The sequence below is a fragment of the Nocardia sp. NPDC051832 genome (genome assembly GCF_040681285.1).
Lineage (GTDB): Bacteria > Actinomycetota > Actinomycetes > Mycobacteriales > Mycobacteriaceae > Nocardia.
This window is the reverse complement of the sequence record NZ_JBFAYL010000007.1, coordinates 162,454-179,851: the sequence shown is the minus strand read 5'-3', so window position 1 is coordinate 179,851 and position 17,398 is coordinate 162,454. Positions and strand designations below refer to the sequence as shown.

The 17,398-nt window shown below is 68.4% G+C and carries 18 protein-coding genes; 11 read left to right on the top strand and 7 right to left on the bottom strand.

The annotated features are described in order from the left end of the window. The first annotated feature begins 187 nt into the window (after positions 1–187). The 4 genes from AB0M14_RS35070 to AB0M14_RS35055 all read left to right on the top strand — a co-directional run bounded on the left by AB0M14_RS35070 (position 188) and on the right by AB0M14_RS35055 (position 4,748). Entirely contained in the window at positions 188–958 is a 771-nt protein-coding gene (locus AB0M14_RS35070) for a sporulation protein (protein ID WP_365003531.1), read from the top strand. A gap of 72 nt (positions 959–1,030) precedes the next feature. Then, entirely contained in the window at positions 1,031–2,431 is a 1,401-nt protein-coding gene (locus tag AB0M14_RS35065; RefSeq protein WP_365003529.1) for an AarF/UbiB family protein, read from the top strand. 112 nt (positions 2,432–2,543) lie between these two features. Next, complete coding sequence (locus tag AB0M14_RS35060) at positions 2,544–3,821, top strand: FAD-binding oxidoreductase (RefSeq protein WP_365003526.1); 1,278 nt, start codon at positions 2,544–2,546, stop codon at positions 3,819–3,821. A gap of 135 nt (positions 3,822–3,956) precedes the next feature. Continuing rightward, positions 3,957–4,748 carry an SDR family NAD(P)-dependent oxidoreductase gene (locus AB0M14_RS35055; RefSeq protein WP_365003523.1) on the top strand — a complete coding sequence of 264 codons (792 nt, stop codon included), beginning with the start codon at positions 3,957–3,959 and terminating at the stop codon, positions 4,746–4,748. Position 4,749: 1 nt separating this feature from the next. On the opposite strand, the gene AB0M14_RS35050 is transcribed toward AB0M14_RS35055, so the two are convergent. Together AB0M14_RS35050 and AB0M14_RS35045 are read right to left on the bottom strand one after the other, a co-directional pair. Beyond that, positions 4,750–5,166 (bottom strand): cytochrome c oxidase subunit 4, encoded by a 417-nt coding sequence (locus AB0M14_RS35050; RefSeq protein WP_365003519.1) that lies wholly within the window; start codon positions 5,164–5,166, stop codon positions 4,750–4,752. 13 nt (positions 5,167–5,179) lie between these two features. Further along, positions 5,180–6,229, bottom strand: a complete 1,050-nt coding sequence (locus AB0M14_RS35045) for a cytochrome c oxidase subunit II (RefSeq protein ID WP_365003873.1) — start codon at positions 6,227–6,229, stop codon at positions 5,180–5,182. A gap of 458 nt (positions 6,230–6,687) precedes the next feature. On the opposite strand from AB0M14_RS35045, the gene asnB reads away from it, so the two are divergent. Next, positions 6,688–8,631 (top strand): asparagine synthase (glutamine-hydrolyzing), encoded by a 1,944-nt coding sequence (asnB, locus tag AB0M14_RS35040; protein ID WP_365003516.1) that lies wholly within the window; start codon positions 6,688–6,690, stop codon positions 8,629–8,631. Between the two features lie 56 nt (positions 8,632–8,687). Here the strand turns inward: asnB and AB0M14_RS35035 are convergent, their stop codons facing one another. Both AB0M14_RS35035 and AB0M14_RS35030 read right to left on the bottom strand, forming a co-directional pair. Further along, a complete protein-coding gene (locus tag AB0M14_RS35035; RefSeq protein WP_365003513.1) occupies positions 8,688–9,656 on the bottom strand; it encodes a carbohydrate kinase family protein in 969 nt (322 codons plus the stop codon). A gap of 83 nt (positions 9,657–9,739) precedes the next feature. Beyond that, positions 9,740–10,090 carry an iron-sulfur cluster assembly accessory protein gene (locus AB0M14_RS35030; protein WP_209897018.1) on the bottom strand — a complete coding sequence of 117 codons (351 nt, stop codon included), beginning with the start codon at positions 10,088–10,090 and terminating at the stop codon, positions 9,740–9,742. 185 nt (positions 10,091–10,275) lie between these two features. On the opposite strand from AB0M14_RS35030, the gene AB0M14_RS35025 reads away from it, so the two are divergent. Next, positions 10,276–10,944, top strand: coding sequence for a DUF3043 domain-containing protein (locus tag AB0M14_RS35025; protein ID WP_365003510.1), 669 nt, complete (start codon positions 10,276–10,278; stop codon positions 10,942–10,944). A gap of 81 nt (positions 10,945–11,025) precedes the next feature. Here the strand turns inward: AB0M14_RS35025 and AB0M14_RS35020 are convergent, their stop codons facing one another. Both AB0M14_RS35020 and AB0M14_RS35015 read right to left on the bottom strand, forming a co-directional pair. Then, a complete protein-coding gene (locus tag AB0M14_RS35020; protein WP_365003506.1) occupies positions 11,026–11,187 on the bottom strand; it encodes a hypothetical protein in 162 nt (53 codons plus the stop codon). After that, complete coding sequence (locus tag AB0M14_RS35015) at positions 11,184–11,345, bottom strand: hypothetical protein (RefSeq protein ID WP_365003503.1); 162 nt, start codon at positions 11,343–11,345, stop codon at positions 11,184–11,186. The genes AB0M14_RS35020 and AB0M14_RS35015 overlap by 4 nt, the downstream gene beginning before the upstream one ends. A gap of 86 nt (positions 11,346–11,431) precedes the next feature. On the opposite strand from AB0M14_RS35015, the gene AB0M14_RS35010 reads away from it, so the two are divergent. The 5 genes from AB0M14_RS35010 (at position 11,432) to AB0M14_RS34990 (ending at position 16,144) form a co-directional block, all read left to right on the top strand. Further along, entirely contained in the window at positions 11,432–12,406 is a 975-nt protein-coding gene (locus AB0M14_RS35010) for a helix-turn-helix domain-containing protein (protein WP_365003500.1), read from the top strand. 177 nt (positions 12,407–12,583) lie between these two features. After that, on the top strand, positions 12,584–13,132 hold the full coding sequence (locus AB0M14_RS35005) for a bifunctional adenosylcobinamide kinase/adenosylcobinamide-phosphate guanylyltransferase (protein ID WP_365003497.1): 549 nt from the start codon (positions 12,584–12,586) through the stop codon (positions 13,130–13,132). 70 nt (positions 13,133–13,202) lie between these two features. After that, a complete protein-coding gene (gene cobT, locus AB0M14_RS35000) occupies positions 13,203–14,294 on the top strand; it encodes a nicotinate-nucleotide--dimethylbenzimidazole phosphoribosyltransferase (protein WP_365003494.1) in 1,092 nt (363 codons plus the stop codon). Positions 14,295–14,463: 169 nt separating this feature from the next. Next, positions 14,464–15,213 (top strand): adenosylcobinamide-GDP ribazoletransferase, encoded by a 750-nt coding sequence (locus AB0M14_RS34995; protein ID WP_365003492.1) that lies wholly within the window; start codon positions 14,464–14,466, stop codon positions 15,211–15,213. Between the two features lie 217 nt (positions 15,214–15,430). Next, positions 15,431–16,144 (top strand): MBL fold metallo-hydrolase, encoded by a 714-nt coding sequence (locus AB0M14_RS34990; protein WP_365003490.1) that lies wholly within the window; start codon positions 15,431–15,433, stop codon positions 16,142–16,144. A 2-nt stretch (positions 16,145–16,146) separates the two neighbouring features. Here the strand turns inward: AB0M14_RS34990 and AB0M14_RS34985 are convergent, their stop codons facing one another. Next, the gene (locus AB0M14_RS34985; RefSeq protein WP_365003487.1) at positions 16,147–17,283 is read right to left on the bottom strand and encodes a PQQ-binding-like beta-propeller repeat protein; all 1,137 of its coding nucleotides are present in this window, start codon (positions 17,281–17,283) and stop codon (positions 16,147–16,149) included. Positions 17,284–17,398 lie beyond the last annotated feature (115 nt).

Sequence of the window (17,398 nt, the reverse complement as noted above, 5' to 3'; positions counted from 1 at the left end):
TTCGTGTTTCGACATCAAGAGCGGCACTACACTATCTGTCGCTATATCGACTGGCGAGCGCGCGACGTATCACCAGTATCCAGCGCACCCCCGGTGCGGCGCATGCCCTTCCGGCCCGCCGATGACCTCTGTCACACGCCAAGCGAACGGTAAGTCGGTTTTATGGTGCGACGGCGAGGATTTGGTCATGTTCAAGAAATTGCTGGCCGCGGCCGGAGTCGGCGGCGCGGAGGTCGAGACCGAACTGTTCACCCCCGGTGTGCAGCCCGGCGGCGTCGCCGAAGGTGTGATCCGGTTGCGCGGCGGAAAGGTCGCCCAGGACATCGCGGAGGTCGAGGTCGAGTTCGTCACCCGGGTGGAGCACGAGCGCGACGACCACGAGGGCGTGCGGGACATGGGATTCGGGCGCACCTGGGTACAGGGCCCGTTCCGGCTGGAGCCGGGCGGATTCGCCGAATTCCGTTTCGGAGCGCGGGCGCCGATGGAAACCCCGATCACCTTCTACAACGGCCGTGTGCTGCCCGGCACCTGGGTCGCGCTGCGCACCGTGGTCGACGTACACGGCGCGGTCGACGCCACCGACACCGACCCGATCGGGGTCGGCGCGCTGCCCGCCCAGCATGTGCTGCTGGAAGCCGTCGAACGCCTGGGCTTCGGATTGCGCAGCGCCGACGTGGAATACGGGCGTATCCACAACAGCACTCAGACGCTGCCGTTCTATCAGGAGATCGAATTCGGCGGCTCGCACCGGTATCCGCAGCTCAACCAGCTGGAGGTCACCTTCGTGCCCAGCGATCAGGGCATGAGCGTGGTGCTCGAGGCCGACAAGCGCGGCGGCCTGTGGTCGGAAAGCCGCGACGTGCTCGACGCGCTCTGGGTCGATTACGCCACGTTGGGCCAACGGGACTGGGCCGGCGAACTGCACCACCGTCTCGCGGGTATGGCCTCACGCCGCTGATAGCGTGGACCGAACGCCGGGCGGAATTCACGGTAGGGGTGAATTCGGCGCCGGCGTGCGAGTGAGGTGAGCATGGCCCGCCGAGAAACCGGTGGTCGAATAGTGCAGTTGCCCAAGCGGACCCCGGCAGACGGGGGCGGGGTCCCACCGGCGGGCAAACTGGTGCGCAGCGCGAAGCTGGCGGGGGTGCCGGTGGCGTTCGCGGGCCGCCGGATGGCCGGGGTCGGCAAGCGGGCGATGGGCCGGTCGGTGCAGGAGGTGGATCGGGAGATCCGGTTGCGCACCGCCCAGCACATGTTCGAGGTGCTCGGCGAGCTGAAGGGGTGCATCGCCAAGCTCGGCCAGCTGCTCGCGGTGTACGAGTTCGTGCTGCCGGACGAGGTGGCGGCGCCGTACCGGGAAGCGCTGGGACGACTACAGGATTCCGCCCCGGCGATGCTTCCGGCGACGGTGCACGGGGTGCTGGCGACGCATATCGGGCCGGACTGGCGGTCCCGGTTCCAGGAGTTCGACGATCGGCGGCCCGCGGCGGCGTCGGTGGGTCAGGTGCATCGCGCGGTCTGGCACGACGGCCGGCCGGTCGCCGTCAAGGTCATGTATCCCGGGGCCCGCCAAGCGATCTACGACGATCTGCAGGCGCTGCGCCGGATCGGCCCGCTGTTCTCGGCGCTGCTCCCCGGCGCCGACACCAAAGCCGTCATCGAAGCGCTGTGCTCCTATATTCGCGAGGAACTCGACTACTCGCTCGAAGCCACCCATCAGCGGGCCTTCGCCGCCGCCTATGCCGACGACCCGGATTTCGTTGTCCCCCAGGTGATCGCGCAATACCGCGACGTCCTGATCACCGAATGGCTCGACGGCATCTCGCTCTCGCGCCTGATCGCCCAGGGCCCGGCGGCCGACGGGCCGCTGCGGCACGAACGCAACCGTATCGGCCTGCTCATCCTGCGCTTCCTGCTCTCCGGTCCCACCCGCGCCGGACTGCTCTACGGCGATCCGCACCCCGGCAATTTCCGCGTCCTGCCCGACGGCCGGCTGGGCGTCGTCGACTTCGGCGCCTGCGCGCCCTGGCCGGCGGGCTACCTGGACATGGCCAAGGACTTCGCCCCGGCCCTGCTGGCCTGCACCCCGGCCGAATTGGAGGCCGCGATCCGCCGCCACGGCTACATCACACCCGATCGCGACCTCGATATCGAAACCGTGGTCGCCCGGCTCACCCCGATCCGGGACGCCGTGGTCGCACCCAGCATCGCCCTGACTCCCGACTGGCTGCGCACCCACCTGCGCACCGTCACCGACCTGCGCGTCACCAACGTCATCCGGCAGCTCACCATGCCCTCCCAGCACACCCCCGTCGCCCGCACCGCCCTGGCCGGTCTCGGCGTGCTCGGCCAACTCCGCGCGGAACTCCCCTTGCGCGCCGAATTCACCCGCTGGTTCCCCGAAATCGTCGATACCCTCGAAGTCCCCTGAACCTTTGGTCCGCCGGTATCGTTGCTGGTCAGACGGTGTCGCGCTGGCGCCTTTGGCGCACAGTGGTGTTCGGGTGCGCGCGTCGGGCTCAGCTGTGGTTAGCTTTCGATCCATGAGCACGCCGCGTACTGTCTCCGCCGCCGAATTTCTACCTCGCGACACCGCGGATGTGGTTCGCACGGTGCGGGATTCACGGGATCGCGCCGAGCAGCTGATGGTGCGCGGCGGCGAGCAACTCGACGACGGTCTGTCGTTACCGGACCAGAGAACCGTCGTCTCGCTGCGGCGGATGAACTCGGTGCTCGATATCAACCTGGGTAGACGCACCGTGCGCGTCCAGGCCGGCGCCAAGCTGTCCGATATCGATCGCCGGCTCGGCGCGCACGGACTTGGCCTGCCGATCGTCGGCGACCATCGCGACATCACCGCCGGCGGATTCGCCTCGGTCGGCGGCGTGAGCAGCGCCTCGCACAAGTACGGCCTGTTCATCGATCAGATCGTGGATCTGGAGTACGTCGACCCGGACGGGCGGATCGGCACCTGCGGGCGCGGCCATCACACCGAGCGGTTCCATCGGATCCTCGGCGCGGGCGGGCGGGCGGGCATCATCACCGCGCTCACCCTGGACGCCGTCGACATCGACAAGGACCACACCTGGCTCACCACCGACGCCGGCCGGTTCCTGGATTTCGACTCCTTCATCGAGCACGCCTACGCCGAGATCGTCAAGCCCGGCAACGCCGCCTTGCAGGTGGGCCGCTGGGTCGACACCGCGCCGCTGAAGGTTTCGCGGCCGGTCGGCACCGGGCAGGTGCAGCTGGGCACGGTGCGTTTCGGCCAGTGGTCCAGCCTCTACCCCACCACCCCGACCCGGTCGCTGCGCGCTCGCCGCGAGGTCGGCACCCGCACCCGGAAGTCGTTGGGCGCCATCGCTTCCGCTGCCAGCGGCAAGGCCGGTATGCCGGTGCGCAATGCCGCGGCGGGCGCGCTGATGTTCGCCCCGAAGGTGCTGACCCTGCGCGACGCGGAGTATCTGGCGGACACCGTCATCAGTTCCTCCGAGCGCGGACCGGCCTACCGCGTCGGCGTCTTCGCGCCGCTGGCCAACTACACCTCGGTGTTCTACCGGCTGCACGACCTGTTCGCCGGGCATCGCGAACGCACCGGCTGCTTCACCGTCATCTCGGCCATGACCTACGGGGTGCGCTCGAAATACCTGCAGGCCCAGGCGGCGACGCGGAACCTGCCGGCCGACGACCACGCGCTGATCACCTTCACCTGCCGGTTGCGTCCCTCGGCGCTGCCCTCGGAGTTGTTGCGCGACATCGTCTCCGGAATCGATGAGATCTGCACCTCCGAACACGCCCTGCGATACGAGTCGGCGGATTAGACTCCACTCACGCCGCGATTAGTCGCCAAGGGGTTGCTCCACCGCCCCTGACGATTGCGAGCAAACTTCGGCACTGTCGGCGGGGTGTCGATGCGTTAGATCAGCGTTCCACCTGATGCGAAGGTTGCTGCTCCGATGCTCGAATTCCGCCCCGCGCCCGTGCCGTTCCGAAAGAAGCTCGGCGTCGAGCTACTCCGCAGGTCCGACCGCGACCAGGAGTGTCCCGCCGATTCCCTGGGCGGCCTGCGGATCCTGATCACCGACGCGTGCTCGGAGGCCGGGCGCGCCACCGCGGTCCGGCTCGCCGCCCACGGCGCGCACCTGGTGCTGGTCGCCCCGCGCGGCGATCACCTGGTGTCGGTGTGCGACCAGATCATCGGCACCGGCGGGTTCGCCCGCTGGTACCGCTGCGATCTGTCCGCGCTCGGGGACGTCGACCAGCTGGTCCGGTGGGTGCTCACCGAATTCGGCACCATCGACGTGCTGGTCAACAATGCCGGCCGGCCACCGCGCCGGCCGCTCGCCCAGTCCACCAATCGCTTCCGCGACTATCAGCGCATGATGGCCGCCAACTACTTCGGCCCGCTGCGCCTGACCCTCGGCCTGTTACCCGCCATGCTGCAGTCCGGCTCTGGACAGGTCGTCAACGTGGGTCCCGGCAGCGACGCCACGCCGCACCTGGCCTCCTACGCGGCCGCCCAGGCCGCCTGGACCACCTTCGGCGAATGCACCGACACCGAACTCGCGCCGCACGGCATCCAGGTCAGCACCGTCGAGAGCCCGGCCCCCGCGGCGGCCCGCGCCATCGAGGCCGCCATCCGCGCCCACCCGGACCGCGTCGAACCCCGCGTCGCGCGGACCTTGCGCGGCCGGATAAAGCGAAGCACCCCACCGGAATTCCGATGGGGTGCTGCGAAGAGTCGCTGACTCAGTGCTTTTCCGGGCCGACGTAGTACTCGAACACCAGGCCCGCCGCGGCGACCAGGACGGCGACCACGCCGATCGCGATCAGCCAGTACTGCCAGAACGCCAGGCCCAGCGCCGCGAGGGAACCGGCGGCGGCCAGCGAGATGGGCCAGAAGCTACCGGGCGAGAAGAAGCCCAGATCGCCCGCGCCGTCCACGATCTCGGCGTCCTCGTAGTCCTCGGGACGCAGGTCCAGACGACGGGCGACGAACCGGAAATAGGTGCCGATGATCAGCGACAGGCCCGCGGTCAGCACGATGGCGGTGGTGCCCGCCCACTCGACACCGGTGCGGGACTTCGCGGTGAAGAACCCGTAGATCACACCGGTGATCACGAAGAAAATCGTGAGCAGTTCGAAAATGCGCGCTTCGATCTTCATGTCAGCTCAATCCTCACTTGGCTTCGGACGCGCTCTTGACCGTGCGGTCGGTTTCGAACGGCTGCGTCGACGTCGCGACCGGCGACTCGCCGATCGATGCCAGTGCCTGGGCATTGGTCATGCCCGCCTGGCGGCCCTCCACGTACTTGACGAACTTCTCCGGCGAGACCGCGCGGACCTCGAAGTTCATCATCGAGTGGAAGGTGCCGCACATTTCGGCGCACCGGCCGACGAACGCGCCTTCCTTCTCGATCTTGGAGATCTGGAAGACGTTGTCCGAGTGGTTTTCCTTCGGGTTCGGGATCACGTCGCGCTTGAACAGGAACTCCGGCACCCAGAAGGCGTGGATGACGTCCATGGCGGCGAGCTGGAACTCGATGACCCGATTGGTCGGCAGCACCAGAACGGGGATCTCCTGGCTGGAGCCGACCGTCTCGATCTTGTTGTAGTGCAGGTAGGACAGGATGTCGTTGGCCGGCTTGCCGTGCACCGGGCCCGGCTGCGGGTGACCCTTGTCGTTCTTGAGCTCCTTGTAGACCTCGAGCTGCTCCTGCGCCCGCGCCGCCGCCTCGGGGTCGCGGCCGTCGTATTTGAAGCCGTCCTTGAAGTCGACCTCTTGGTAGCCGAACTTCCAGTTCCACTGGAAGGCGGTCACGTCGATGGTGACGTCGGGATCGGCCACCTTCTCGTGCACGTAGTTCTGCACCACGACGGTGAAGTAGAACAGGACCGCGATGATGACGAACGGGATCGCGGTGTAGGTCAGCTCCAGCGGCACGTTGTAGCCGGTCTGGCGCGGGAACTCCGGGGAGTCCTTCTTCTTGCGGTGGAAGGCGACCGTCCAGAAGGTCAGGCCCCACACCAGCACACCCATGGCGAGCGCGGCCAGGACCGACCAGGTCCACAGCTCCCGCATCCGGGTGGCCTGCGGCGTGACACCCGAGGGCCAGCCGAACCGCAGCCAAACATTGTCGATCGAGCAGCCCGAGACGAGCATCGCGGTGATCCCGAGGGACACCGCCAGCCCGGCCCGCCGAAGGACGCGGCCCCGCCGACCCTTCACGGGTCCGGCCCCGATCTCTTCGCTCGCCTTGTGCGCCACGCTCACGCCTTCCTGGTCGCCACACATTCCGACATCTGCGCCGACGGGGTGCGATCTCCCGGCGGCACTTCCTAAGCACGTTTCAGGACCTTCGTGCGGGCACGCACTGGTGAGCACACGCCAGCTGAGAAGGACCTGAGTACTACGCAGCGTAGACCAAACCGGCGCACAGTTTTGCGTCGGGTCGCGTTCGACACTCCGCCGATCCTGGACCGGCACCGGCCAGAGGCCGGGCGCCGGGTCAAAACCCCAGGACAACACCCTTTGGCACAGTCCGCCACGACATTTCGATGCACCCGCGCCGGGGTCGTGAACGCCGCGCGACGCGTAGGTGCGGCATACTCGGACCCAAGAATTCCCTCCGGTGCGCCCGCTTGCTTCGGGCGCAGCCATCCAAGAACGAAAGAGGTTGCCGCGGCGTGTGTGGACTGCTCGGATTTCTGACATCTGATGCGGCAACCGATGACGTCGTACAGCAGGTGTACGACGCCCTGCATTGCGTCCGCCATCGTGGTCCGGACGAACGCGGCACCTGGCACGACGACCACATCATCTTCGGGTTCAACCGGCTCTCGATCATCGACATCGAGCACTCGCACCAGCCGCTGCGCTGGGGCCCGCCGGAGAACCGGCAGCGCTACGCGCTCACCTTCAACGGCGAGATCTACAACTACATCGAGCTGCGCGCGGAACTCACCAAGGCGCACGGCGCGGAGTTCCCCGACGGTCAGATGTTCCTGACCGAGGGCGACAGCGAGACCATCGCCGCGGCGTTCCACTACTGGGGCCCAGAGGCGGTCCGCAAGCTGCGCGGCATGTTCGCGTTCGCGATCTGGGACACCGAGACCCAGGATCTGTTCGTCGCCCGCGACCCGTTCGGCATCAAGCCGCTGTTCCTGGCGACCGGCCCCGGCGGCACCGCCTTCGGCAGCGAGAAGAAGAGCCTGCTGCAACTGCTGCCCGCGCTCGGGCTCGGCGACGCGCTGGACCCGCGGGCGCTGGAGCACTACACGGTGCTGCAGTACGTGCCGGAGCCGGAGACGCTGCACAAGGACATTCGGCGGCTGGATTCGGGCAGCTACGCCACCATCCGGCCCGGTCAGGAGCCGAAGGTCAGCCGGTACTTCCACCCCGGCTTCAAGATCCGCCCGTTCGCGGCCGGGTCCGAGCAGGCCCGGTACCGCGAAATCGCGCAGGCGCTGGAGGATTCCGTCGCCAAGCACATGCGCGCGGATGTCACCGTCGGCTCGTTCCTGTCCGGCGGCATCGACTCCACCGCGATCGCGGCGCTGGCCATCCGGCACAACCCGAAGCTCATCACTTTCACCGCGGCGTTCGAGCGCGAGGGCTACTCCGAGGCCGACGTCGCCGCCGAGAGCGCCGAGGCGATCGGCGCCCGGCACATCGTGCGCACCGTCTCCCCCGCCGAATTCGCCGCCGCCATCCCCGAGATCGTCTGGTACCTCGACGATCCGGTCGCCGACCCGGCGCTGGTGCCGCTGTACTTCGTGGCCAAGGAGGCCCGCAAGCACGTCAAGGTGGTGCTCTCCGGCGAGGGCGCCGACGAGCTGTTCGGCGGCTACACCATCTACCGGGAGCCGTTGTCGCTCAAGCCCTTCGAATACCTGCCGCGCGGCGTGCGCAAGCTCGCGGGCCGGTTGTCCGAGCGGATCCCGGACGGCACCCGCGGCAAGAGCCTGCTGCACCGCGGCTCGCTCACGCTGGAGGAGCGCTACTACGGCAACGCGCGCAGCTTCAACGACGCTCAGCTGCGCGCCGTGCTGCGCGAATTCCGGCCGGAATGGACCCACCAGGACGTCACCGCCCCGATCTACGCGCAGTCGCGCGGCTGGGACCCGGTGGTGCGGATGCAGCACCTGGACCTGTTCACCTGGCTGCGCGGCGACATCCTGGTCAAGGCCGACAAGATGACCATGGCGAACTCCCTCGAGCTGCGCGTGCCGTTCCTGGACTCCGAGGTCTTCCAGGTCGCCGAGCGGCTGCCGTTCGAGCAGAAGATCACCAAGGACACCACCAAATACGCGCTGCGCCAGGCACTCGAGGGCATCGTCCCCGGTCACGTGCTGCACCGCGCCAAACTCGGATTCCCGGTCCCGATGCGGCACTGGCTGCGCGGCACCGAACTCTACGACTGGGCCCAGCAGACCATCGCCGATTCCCAGACCGACCACCTGCTGGACAAGGCCGCGATCAAGGGCATGCTCGACGACCATCGCGCCGGGCGTTCGGACCACAGCCGCCGTCTGTGGACGCTGCTGGTGTTCATGGTGTGGCACGGCATCTTCGTCGAGGACCGGATCAAGCCGGACATTCAGGAACCGGTCTACCCGGTCTCGCTGTAACCCCAGCAACGACAACGGCCGCACCGATAACTCGGTGCGGCCGTTGTCGTTTCAGCTCAGAGCAGCGGCTTGATCTCGTCCGCCGCTTCGGCGCCGTAGGCCTCGGTCAGGCGCTGCAGCGCGTCTTCCTTGTTCAGGGTCCACTCCTGGGTGCCCATGGTCTCCAGCACCAGCACCGCGATCAGCGAGCCCAGCTGCGCCGCGCGCTCCAGGCTCAGGCCGGCGGTGTGCGCGGTCAGGAAGCCGGCGCGGAAGGCGTCACCGACGCCGGTCGGGTCGACCCGGCCGCGGTCCGGCACCACACCGACATGCACCTCGGTGCCGTCGCGGTCCACGATCTTCACGCCCTCGGCGCCCAGGGTGGTCACCCGGATGCCGACCTTCGCGGCGACCTCGTCCTCGCTCAGCCCGGTCTTCTGCAGCAGCAGCGCCCACTCGTACTTGTTGGTGAAAAGGTATGCGGCGCCTTCGATCAGCTGCACCGCCTGATCACCGTCGAGGCGGGCCAGCTGCTGCGACGGGTCGGCCGCGAACAGGATCTCCGCCTCGCGGGCCTCGGCGGTGTGCTTGAGCATCGCCTCGGGATCGTTGGCGCCGACCAGCACCAGATCCAGCGCGTGGCTCTCGGACAGCTCGGTGATGGAGATGTCGCGGGCCTCGCTCATCGCACCCGGGTAGAAGGAGGCGATCTGCGCCATGTCCTCGTCGGTGGTGCAGACGAAACGGGCGGTGTGCGCCTTCTCCGAGACGAGCACCGTCGAGCAGTCGACGCCGTTGCCCTCCAGCCAGGCCCGGTATTCGGCGAAGTCCGCGCCGACCGCACCGACCAGTAGCGGGCGCTGATTCAGCAGGCCCATGGCGTAGGCGATGTTGCCCGCCACGCCACCGCGGCGCAGCTGCAGGTCGTCGACGAGGAAGCTCAGGGAGACGTGGTCGAGCTGGTCGGCCAGCAGTGCGTCGGCGAACCGCCCGGGAAAACGCATGAGATGGTCGGTCGCGATGGACGCGGACACGGCGATAGACACGAGCTGAGGCCCTTCGAACGGTGGGTGGACGGCAGAAAGTGAGGACGGGGGGAAGTCCCCGTCCTCACGGTATCAATCTCAGCTCAGTTGAAGGAGTCGCCGCAGGCGCACGATCCTGTGGCGTTCGGGTTGTCGATCGTGAAGCCCTGCTTCTCGATGGTGTCGACGAAGTCGATCGAGGCACCCTGCACGTAGGGGGCGCTCATCCGGTCGATCGCCAGCTTGACGCCGTTGAAGTCGGCGACCAGGTCACCGTCGAGCGAGCGGTCGTCGAAGAAGAGCTGGTAGCGCAGGCCGGCACAGCCACCGGGCTGCACGGCGATACGCAGCGCCAGGTCGTCACGACCCTCCTGGTCCAGCAGCGCCTTCGCCTTGAGGGCGGCGGCCTCGGTCAGGATGGCGCCGTGAGTTTCGGTCTCGTTCTGCACAGTCATGAACTCTCCTAAAGGGACAGCTGTGGTCAACCCGTGAACAGCGCACGGCTCGTGGTCGTCAACACCACTCAGCGGGCTGCTATTCCCCATCTTGCCACCACCGTACTCAGACCGGACATCCACTCCTGGACTTTCCGGGACCCGCGCGTTTCCGACTGCGCCGGGCATCGAATAGCCTGGTCGCTGTGAAATTGTTCCGTCGCGGCGAGTCCAGCACCACCGACGCGACCGCCGACACCACGGCGGACGCGAACGGTGGCGTGGCCTCCGACACCCGCAGCTCATCCACGGTCACCCTCGGCAAAGGGCGTCCGACGCCGAAACGTCGTGACGCACAAGGGAAGCGGCGCGGCCCGGTCGCGCCCGCACCGCTCACCTCCAAGGAGGCGCGGGCCCGGCGCAAGGCCACCCGCGGCACCAAGGCGGACCGGAAAGCGGCCTCGGCCGAGCGCCGGCTGGCCGCGCAGGACCGGCGCGCGCGCATGCTCGCCGGCGAGGACAAGTACCTGCTGCCGCGCGATCAGGGCCCGGTCCGCGCCTTCGTGCGTGACATCGTCGACGCCCGGCGCAACCTGGTCGGACTGTTCATGCCGATGGCGCTGGTGCTGATCCTGACCACCTTCGTGTTCGCCCGCTACCAGGCCTATGTGACCTTGATCATGCTGGGCATGATGTTCCTGATGATGATCGAGGGCGTCATTCTCGGCCGCCTGGTGAACAACCGGGTGCGGGAGCGCTTCCCCGAGACCACTGACGGCGGTGTCAAGCTCGGCTGGTACGCGTTCGTGCGGGCCTCGCAGATCCGCAAGATGCGCGCACCGAAGCCGCGCGTCAGCCCCGGCGAATCGATCTAGACGTCCGAACAGCGAACAGGCCCTTCCGAATCCGGAAGGGCCTGTTTTCGTTTAGCGGGCTTGTCGGGGCCGGACGGCGGCTCAGTGATGATCCGCCGCACGACCGAAGATCGCATTCAGTTCGCAGCGCGTGCGCTGGGCGTCACGGTCCACCACGTTCGACGAACCGGCCAGCCCGCGGCCGCGGAGCGCGATGATCGCGAAGGCCGCGATCACCAGCAGGGTCAGGATCAGCGCGGTCATGACAGCAGGGCTCCTCCGGAATAGGCGCGGATCGCGGACAGTTCGTTCTGGACACGCTGTGCGTCACGGTCGGCGACCGAGGAACCGGTGCGCTCCCGGCCGGCGATGACGACCCCGAGGGCGACGATGACGGTGGCGATAAGCAGGAAAGTAAGCATGGCAGTAATTTTGCGCTCGATGAATTACCGCCGAAAGTGGCTGTTCTGTCATTGTGCGCAAAGATTCAGCCAGGTAGTCTGAACGCATGTTGTCGAAGGTCGCCGTGGTGCTCGCCACGCGGGTCGCCATGTTCGAGTTCGGTGTCATCTGCGAGGTTTTCGGTCTCGACCGCACCGCGGACGGCATCCCCGCCTTCGACTTCAAGGTGTGCGGCGTGGAACCCGGCGTCGGCCTGCCCTCCTCCACCCCGGGCGTCACCATCACCCCGGCCTACGGCCTCGAAGAAGTCGCGAAAGCCGACCTCGTCGCCCTCCCGGCTTTCCCAGCTTCCGCTATCGACAACATCGATCCGGCCATCCTCGACGCGATCCGCGCCGCCGACGCCGCGGGCGCGACCATCCTCACCGTCTGCTCCGGCGCCTTCCTGGCCGGCGCCGCCGGACTGCTCGACGGCCGCAAATGCACCACGCACTGGCGCTATGTCGACGAGCTCGCCGAACGATTCCCGGAAGCCACCGTCGACCCCGACGTGCTGTTCGTCGACGCCGGCAACCTCATCACCAGCGCCGGCACCGCCGCCGGCATCGACGCCTGCCTGCACCTGGTGCGCCGGGAAATCGGCAGCGCCGCGGCCAACTCCATCGCCCGCCGCATGGTGGTCCCCCCGCAGCGCGACGGCGGCCAGCGCCAGTTCATCGAACGCCCCGTCCCCGCCTGCACCACCGACAGCCTCCGCAGCACCCTGCAATGGCTCAACGAGAACCTCGACCACCCGCACACCATCGACGACCTCGCCGCCCGCTCGATGATGTCCACCCGCACCTTCGCCCGCCGCTTCGCCGCCGAAACCGGCACCACCCCCGTGAAGTGGCTCACCAACCAGCGCGTCCTCTACGCCAAGCACCTTCTCGAAGAAACCGACCACAGCCTCGAATACATCGCCACCCGAGCCGGTTTCGGCTCCGGCGCCCTCCTCCGCCACCACTTCCAGCGCCTGGTCGGCATCGCCCCCACCGAATACCGCCGCCGCTTCGGCCCCGTCACCTCCGTCCCGGAGTAACCCGGCCAAGCCGGGACATGACGGAGCCAAACGCCGAGTACGCGCCTCGCTGACGTCCCACTTATCCGGCAAACGCTCGGACGGCCCGCGCCGACCGGTGGCGACGTCTGGCGGGGGCGTGGAGCGTCCGGCGAATTCGTGCATCGGGGCGGGGCGGCTCGTTGGTAGCGTGCAGGCGTGTCGAATCCCACCGAAGTCGCTCGTCCGTTGCGCACACTGGTGCTGGGTGGGGCGCGGTCGGGGAAGTCGGCGTTCGCGGAGGGGTTGGCGGCGGACGCGGCAGCGGTGCGGTATCTGGCGACTTCGGTGCCCGATCCCGGCGACCTCGATTTCGCGGAGCGGATCGCGGGGCACCGGGAGCGGCGGCCCGCGGCGTGGGCTGTCGTCGAGAGTGCTGACGCGGCAACAGTTCTCAGCGAGCCGTTCGCGGGGGCGACGCTGGTCGATGACATCGGCACCTGGTTGACCGCGCGCATCGATGCGCGGCAGGCGTGGGAGGCGCCGCGGGGCACCGTCACTCCGGACGCTGACGCGCTGGTCGAGGCGGTCGCGGCCTACCCACAGCGGTTGGTGATCGTGAGTCCCGAGGTCGGGATGGGCGTTATTCCGGCGACTCGGTCCGGGCGCTTGTTCCGGGACGAGATCGGCACGCTCAATCAGCGGCTCGCGGCGGTGTGTGACGAAGCGTTCCTCGTCGTCGCGGGCCTCCCCCTCCGGCTCAAATAGTCAGCAGGCAAGATTGGGCGGCGAAGTCAGTGCGGCGAGGGCCGCGCGTCCCGACCCGAGAGGCTCGACAGTGACACACGGATTCGGACCGGTTGCGCCCCCGGACGCGCAGATTCGCGCGGCGGCCGAACAGCGGCAGACGCAGCTGACGAAACCCGGTGGGGCGCTGGGCCGGCTCGAGGAACTCGGCAACTGGGTCGCGGCCTGTCAGGGCGTGTGCCCGCCGAAGCAGTTCGAGCGGGCCCGGGTCGTGGTGTTCGCCGGGGACCACGGGGTGGCGCGGCACGGGGTGTCCGCGTACCCGAGCGAGGTGACCGCGCAGATGGTCGCCAACTTCCTCGGCGGCGGCGCGGCGGTCAACGCGCTCGCGGCGGTCGCCGGGGCGACGGTGCGGGTCGCCGACATCTCCGTCGACGCCGATACCGATCCCGCGATCAGCAAGCACAAGGTGCGCCGCGCCAGCGGATCCATCGATCGCGAAGACGCCCTCACCCTCGACGAGGTCACCGCCGCGCTGGCCGCGGGCAAGGCCATCGCCGACGAGGAAATCGACGCGGGCGCAGACCTTCTCGTCGCCGGCGACATGGGCATCGGCAACACCACCCCCGCCACCGTCCTCATCGCCACCCTCACCGACAAGGAGCCGGTGGCCGCCGTCGGCCGCGGCACCGGCGTCGACGACGACGGCTGGGCCCGCAAGGTCGCCGCCATCCGCGACGGCATGCGGCGCGCCCGCCCCGTCGCCAAAGACCCCGTCGACCTGCTCCGGGTCGCCGCCGGCGCCGACTTCGCCGCCATGACCGGCTTCCTCGCCCAAGCCGCCGCCCGCCGCACCCCCGTCATCCTCGACGGCGTCGTGGTCACCGCCGCGGCCCTGGTCGCCGAGGACCTCGCCGCGGGCGCCTCCGCCTGGTGGCTCGCGGGCCACCGCTCCACCGAACCCGCCCACACCCTCGCCCTCGCCCACCTCCGCCTCACCCCCCTCCTCGACCTTGACATGCGCCTGGGCGAAGGCTCCGGCGCACTCACCGCCCTCCCCCTCCTCCGCGCCGCCGTCGCCACCCTCACCGAAATGTCCACCTTCGCCGACGCCGGCGTCAGCACCGCCGACCCCGAACCTCCGGCCACGCTCCCCGACGAAAAGCCGAACCTCCAGAAGTGACCCCCACCCGCCTCTCCTCCGGCCGGCCCCTGGCCGAGCACCCCCTCGATGTCGTGCCATCGGCCGCACATGCCGGCGGAGGCGAACGGCGGGCACGCCCCTTCCGAACCCGGGTACCGAAAGCAGTCCCACCGCAACCTCTTCCGACCGGCGTCCGGGGTGGTGTGGCGTGACGGGGGTGCGGTTGGCGTTTTCGTGGTTGACCGTGTTGCCGGTGCGGGGGCCGGAGCAGGTTGATCGCGGGGCGGCGGGGCCGGCTATCGCGTTGGCGCCGGTGGTCGGTGTCGTGCTCGGTGCGGGCGCGGCTGGGTTGCTGTGGGTGTTGGGGGTCGCCGGGGCGAATTCGGTGCTGGCCGGGTTCGTTGTTGTCGCGGGGCTGGCGTTGGTTACGCGGGGGATGCACCTGGATGGGCTGGCCGATACGTTCGACGGGCTCGGGAGTTATGGGCCTCCGGAGCGGGCCAGACAGATCATGAAAAGTGGTGGGGCGGGGCCGTTCGGGGTGGCGGCGATGGTGTTTGCCATTGCGGTGCAGGCGGTTTCGTTCGCGGCGTTGGCTGAGGGCGAGCGCTGGGTTGCGGTGGTGGTCGCGGTGGCGGTCGGACGGGTGGTTGTAGTGCTTGCCTGCCGGCGCGGAGTTGCGGCTGCGCCGGATACCGGGTTCGGGGCGTTGGTCGCGTCGACGCAAGCGCTGTGGACGGGGGTCGCGTGGACCGGGCTCGCGGTACTGGCGGCGGCGGTTGCTGTGCCGGGCAGGCCGTGGCTGGGACCGGTGGCGGTGTTGTGCGCGGTGGGATTGTCTGTGCTGTTGGTGCGACATACCGTGCGGCGGTTCGAGGGATTGTCCGGAGACGTACTCGGCGCGGCTACAGAGATAGCCGTCGCCGTCACCGCGGCCGGGTTGTCACTCAGCGTTTAGAGCTTCAGCAGCCTCGCGCAGCGACTTGGCTCGCCAGCTCGCACAGCGACCGGGCCGCCAGCTCGCACAGCGACCGGCCCGGCAGAAATCAGGTGATCCTCCGGCGCGCCGCAAGAAGGTGCGCGCGGGACCATCCGAGGAACGAACAAGCCGGGTTTGCCAGTGATTTCCGCCGCTGCCGCGCTGACCGTCTGGGCCGGGACTTAAGGTGGTGACCATGTCTTCCGAGCGCCTCTATTTTCGACAGCTGCTGTCCGGGCGGGATTACGCCGTGGGTGATCCGATCGCGACACAGATGCGCAATTTCGCCTATCTGATCGGCGACCGGGAGACCGGCGACTGTGTGGTCGTCGATCCGGCTTACGCCGCAGCGGATCTGGCCGATATCGCCGAGGGCGACGGGCTGCGGTTGACCGGTGTGCTTGCTACCCATCATCATCCGGATCACGTCGGCGGAAGCATGCTCGGGTTCACCCTGCGCGGGGTCAAGGAGTTACTCGAAAAGACCAGCGTCCCAGTGCATGTCAACAAACAGGAGCTGGGCTGGGTGGCCAACGTCACCGGCATCGCCGAGAGCGAGCTGACCGGGCACGAGCACGGCGACAAGCTCACGGTCGGCGCCTTCGACATCGAACTGCTGCACACCCCCGGCCACACTCCCGGCAGCCAGTGCTTCCTGTTCGACAACCGCCTCATCGCCGGTGACACCCTCTTCGTCGACGGCTGCGGCCGCACCGACTTCCCCGGCGGCGACTCCGACGAGATGTTCCGCAGCCTGCGCTACCTCGCGGGCCTGAAGAGCGACCCGGTCGTCTACCCCGGCCACTGGTACTCGCAGGAACCGAGCGCGAACCTGTCCCACATCAAGGACAACAACTACGTCATGCGCCCACAGACCCTGGAGCAGTGGCAGATGCTGATGCCGGGCTGAGGTCAGCGCTGGAGATAGAACTCGAACCGGGCGGCATTGCCCGCTCTGGCAACGACAGCCACCCAATCGGGCCCGGCGCCGCCGAGCCAGCCCCGGTACCTGTTCTTTTCGCGGCCGGTCTCCCGGTCGTAGACGATCGTCAGGGGCCCGGCGGTGTCCCATCCGCTCACCACGACCTGCGCCCCGGTGACGACACTGCGAATGGGGACGTTATACCCGTCGATCCCCGGATCGGGGGCGGTCCACTGACGTTCGCCCGTCTGAATATCGAGCAGAGCCAGCGCACCCTGGTCGGCGAACTCACTCACGAGCAGAGAGCGGTCATCGCCGTCGATCGGAGTTGCCCGCTCGGCGGCCGTCCAGACCGCCGCGCCCGTGGCGAGATCGAACAGCTGAGGTGCGCCTGTCGCGGTAGTGACGGCAATACGCGAGCCGCTGCCGATATACGCGGAGGTGCCGGGCGCCGTGAGCCGCTGACAATCGCCGTCCTTGCGCTGCCCCGCCTGCACCGTCGCGGTCCAACTGCTGATCCCGCTCTCGGCGTTCACAGCCTTGATCGCGATCGGGCACGGGCCGGAACCCTTCGCGTCATGGTCGGTGAGTATCAGCTGGTCACCAGCGCCGAGCGAGTACCACGCCCCATAGGTGGACCGCACCGGTAGCACCGCACCGGAGGCGGTGTCGATCAGGGCCTGGGGGCGCGCGGCCAACGGCGTCGCGGCGCCCGGATTGCCCGGGGCGAAACCGAGACGGGCCGGTTCGGCCGGGGCCTGCCTACCCCACCCGCCGATGATGTCGTCACCGACTATCCCGCTGACCGGCTCCGGCCACAGCGCGCTGCCGTCTCGGATATCGCGGCGCATCGTCGCGCAGTGCCTGGTGTCCAGCTTGGGACCGGCGCATTCGACGGTATACACAGCTTTGTCGAAGATGACGACCTTCAGGGCGGATGCTTGCCAGGTCGTCCGCCCGGTCGCGGCTTCGACCACCTCGAAAGTCCGGGAATCCGGCGTTTCGTCGATGCCCTTGCTGAGCACGACCAGGTCGCCACTGACCTGGTAACCGTATCCGGCATCCCGTCGCCACCGTTCCTGGCCAGTCATCCGGTCGACCGCGATCAACGCTTTCGCCTGCGGCACTATCGCAATGTCAGCGGCCTCAGCCGTTTGCATCACAGCGCTGTCGTAGTCCGAAATAGTCCAAGTAGCAGCACTTTTCACTGACGTGCTGCTCGGCGGTGCGGTCGTGGCGGTG

Coding starts and splice junctions, on each gene's coding strand:
- AB0M14_RS35070 (WP_365003531.1), top strand. CDS start 188: ATGTTCAAGAAATTGCTGGCCGCGGCCGGAGTCGGCGGCGCGGAGGTC.
- AB0M14_RS35065 (WP_365003529.1), top strand. CDS start 1,031: ATGGCCCGCCGAGAAACCGGTGGTCGAATAGTGCAGTTGCCCAAGCGG.
- AB0M14_RS35060 (WP_365003526.1), top strand. CDS start 2,544: ATGAGCACGCCGCGTACTGTCTCCGCCGCCGAATTTCTACCTCGCGAC.
- AB0M14_RS35055 (WP_365003523.1), top strand. CDS start 3,957: ATGCTCGAATTCCGCCCCGCGCCCGTGCCGTTCCGAAAGAAGCTCGGC.
- AB0M14_RS35050 (WP_365003519.1), bottom strand. CDS start 5,166: ATGAAGATCGAAGCGCGCATTTTCGAACTGCTCACGATTTTCTTCGTG.
- AB0M14_RS35030 (WP_209897018.1), bottom strand. CDS start 10,090: ATGACTGTGCAGAACGAGACCGAAACTCACGGCGCCATCCTGACCGAG.
- AB0M14_RS35020 (WP_365003506.1), bottom strand. CDS start 11,187: ATGACCGCGCTGATCCTGACCCTGCTGGTGATCGCGGCCTTCGCGATC.
- AB0M14_RS35015 (WP_365003503.1), bottom strand. CDS start 11,345: ATGCTTACTTTCCTGCTTATCGCCACCGTCATCGTCGCCCTCGGGGTC.
- AB0M14_RS35010 (WP_365003500.1), top strand. CDS start 11,432: ATGTTGTCGAAGGTCGCCGTGGTGCTCGCCACGCGGGTCGCCATGTTC.
- AB0M14_RS34990 (WP_365003490.1), top strand. CDS start 15,431: ATGTCTTCCGAGCGCCTCTATTTTCGACAGCTGCTGTCCGGGCGGGAT.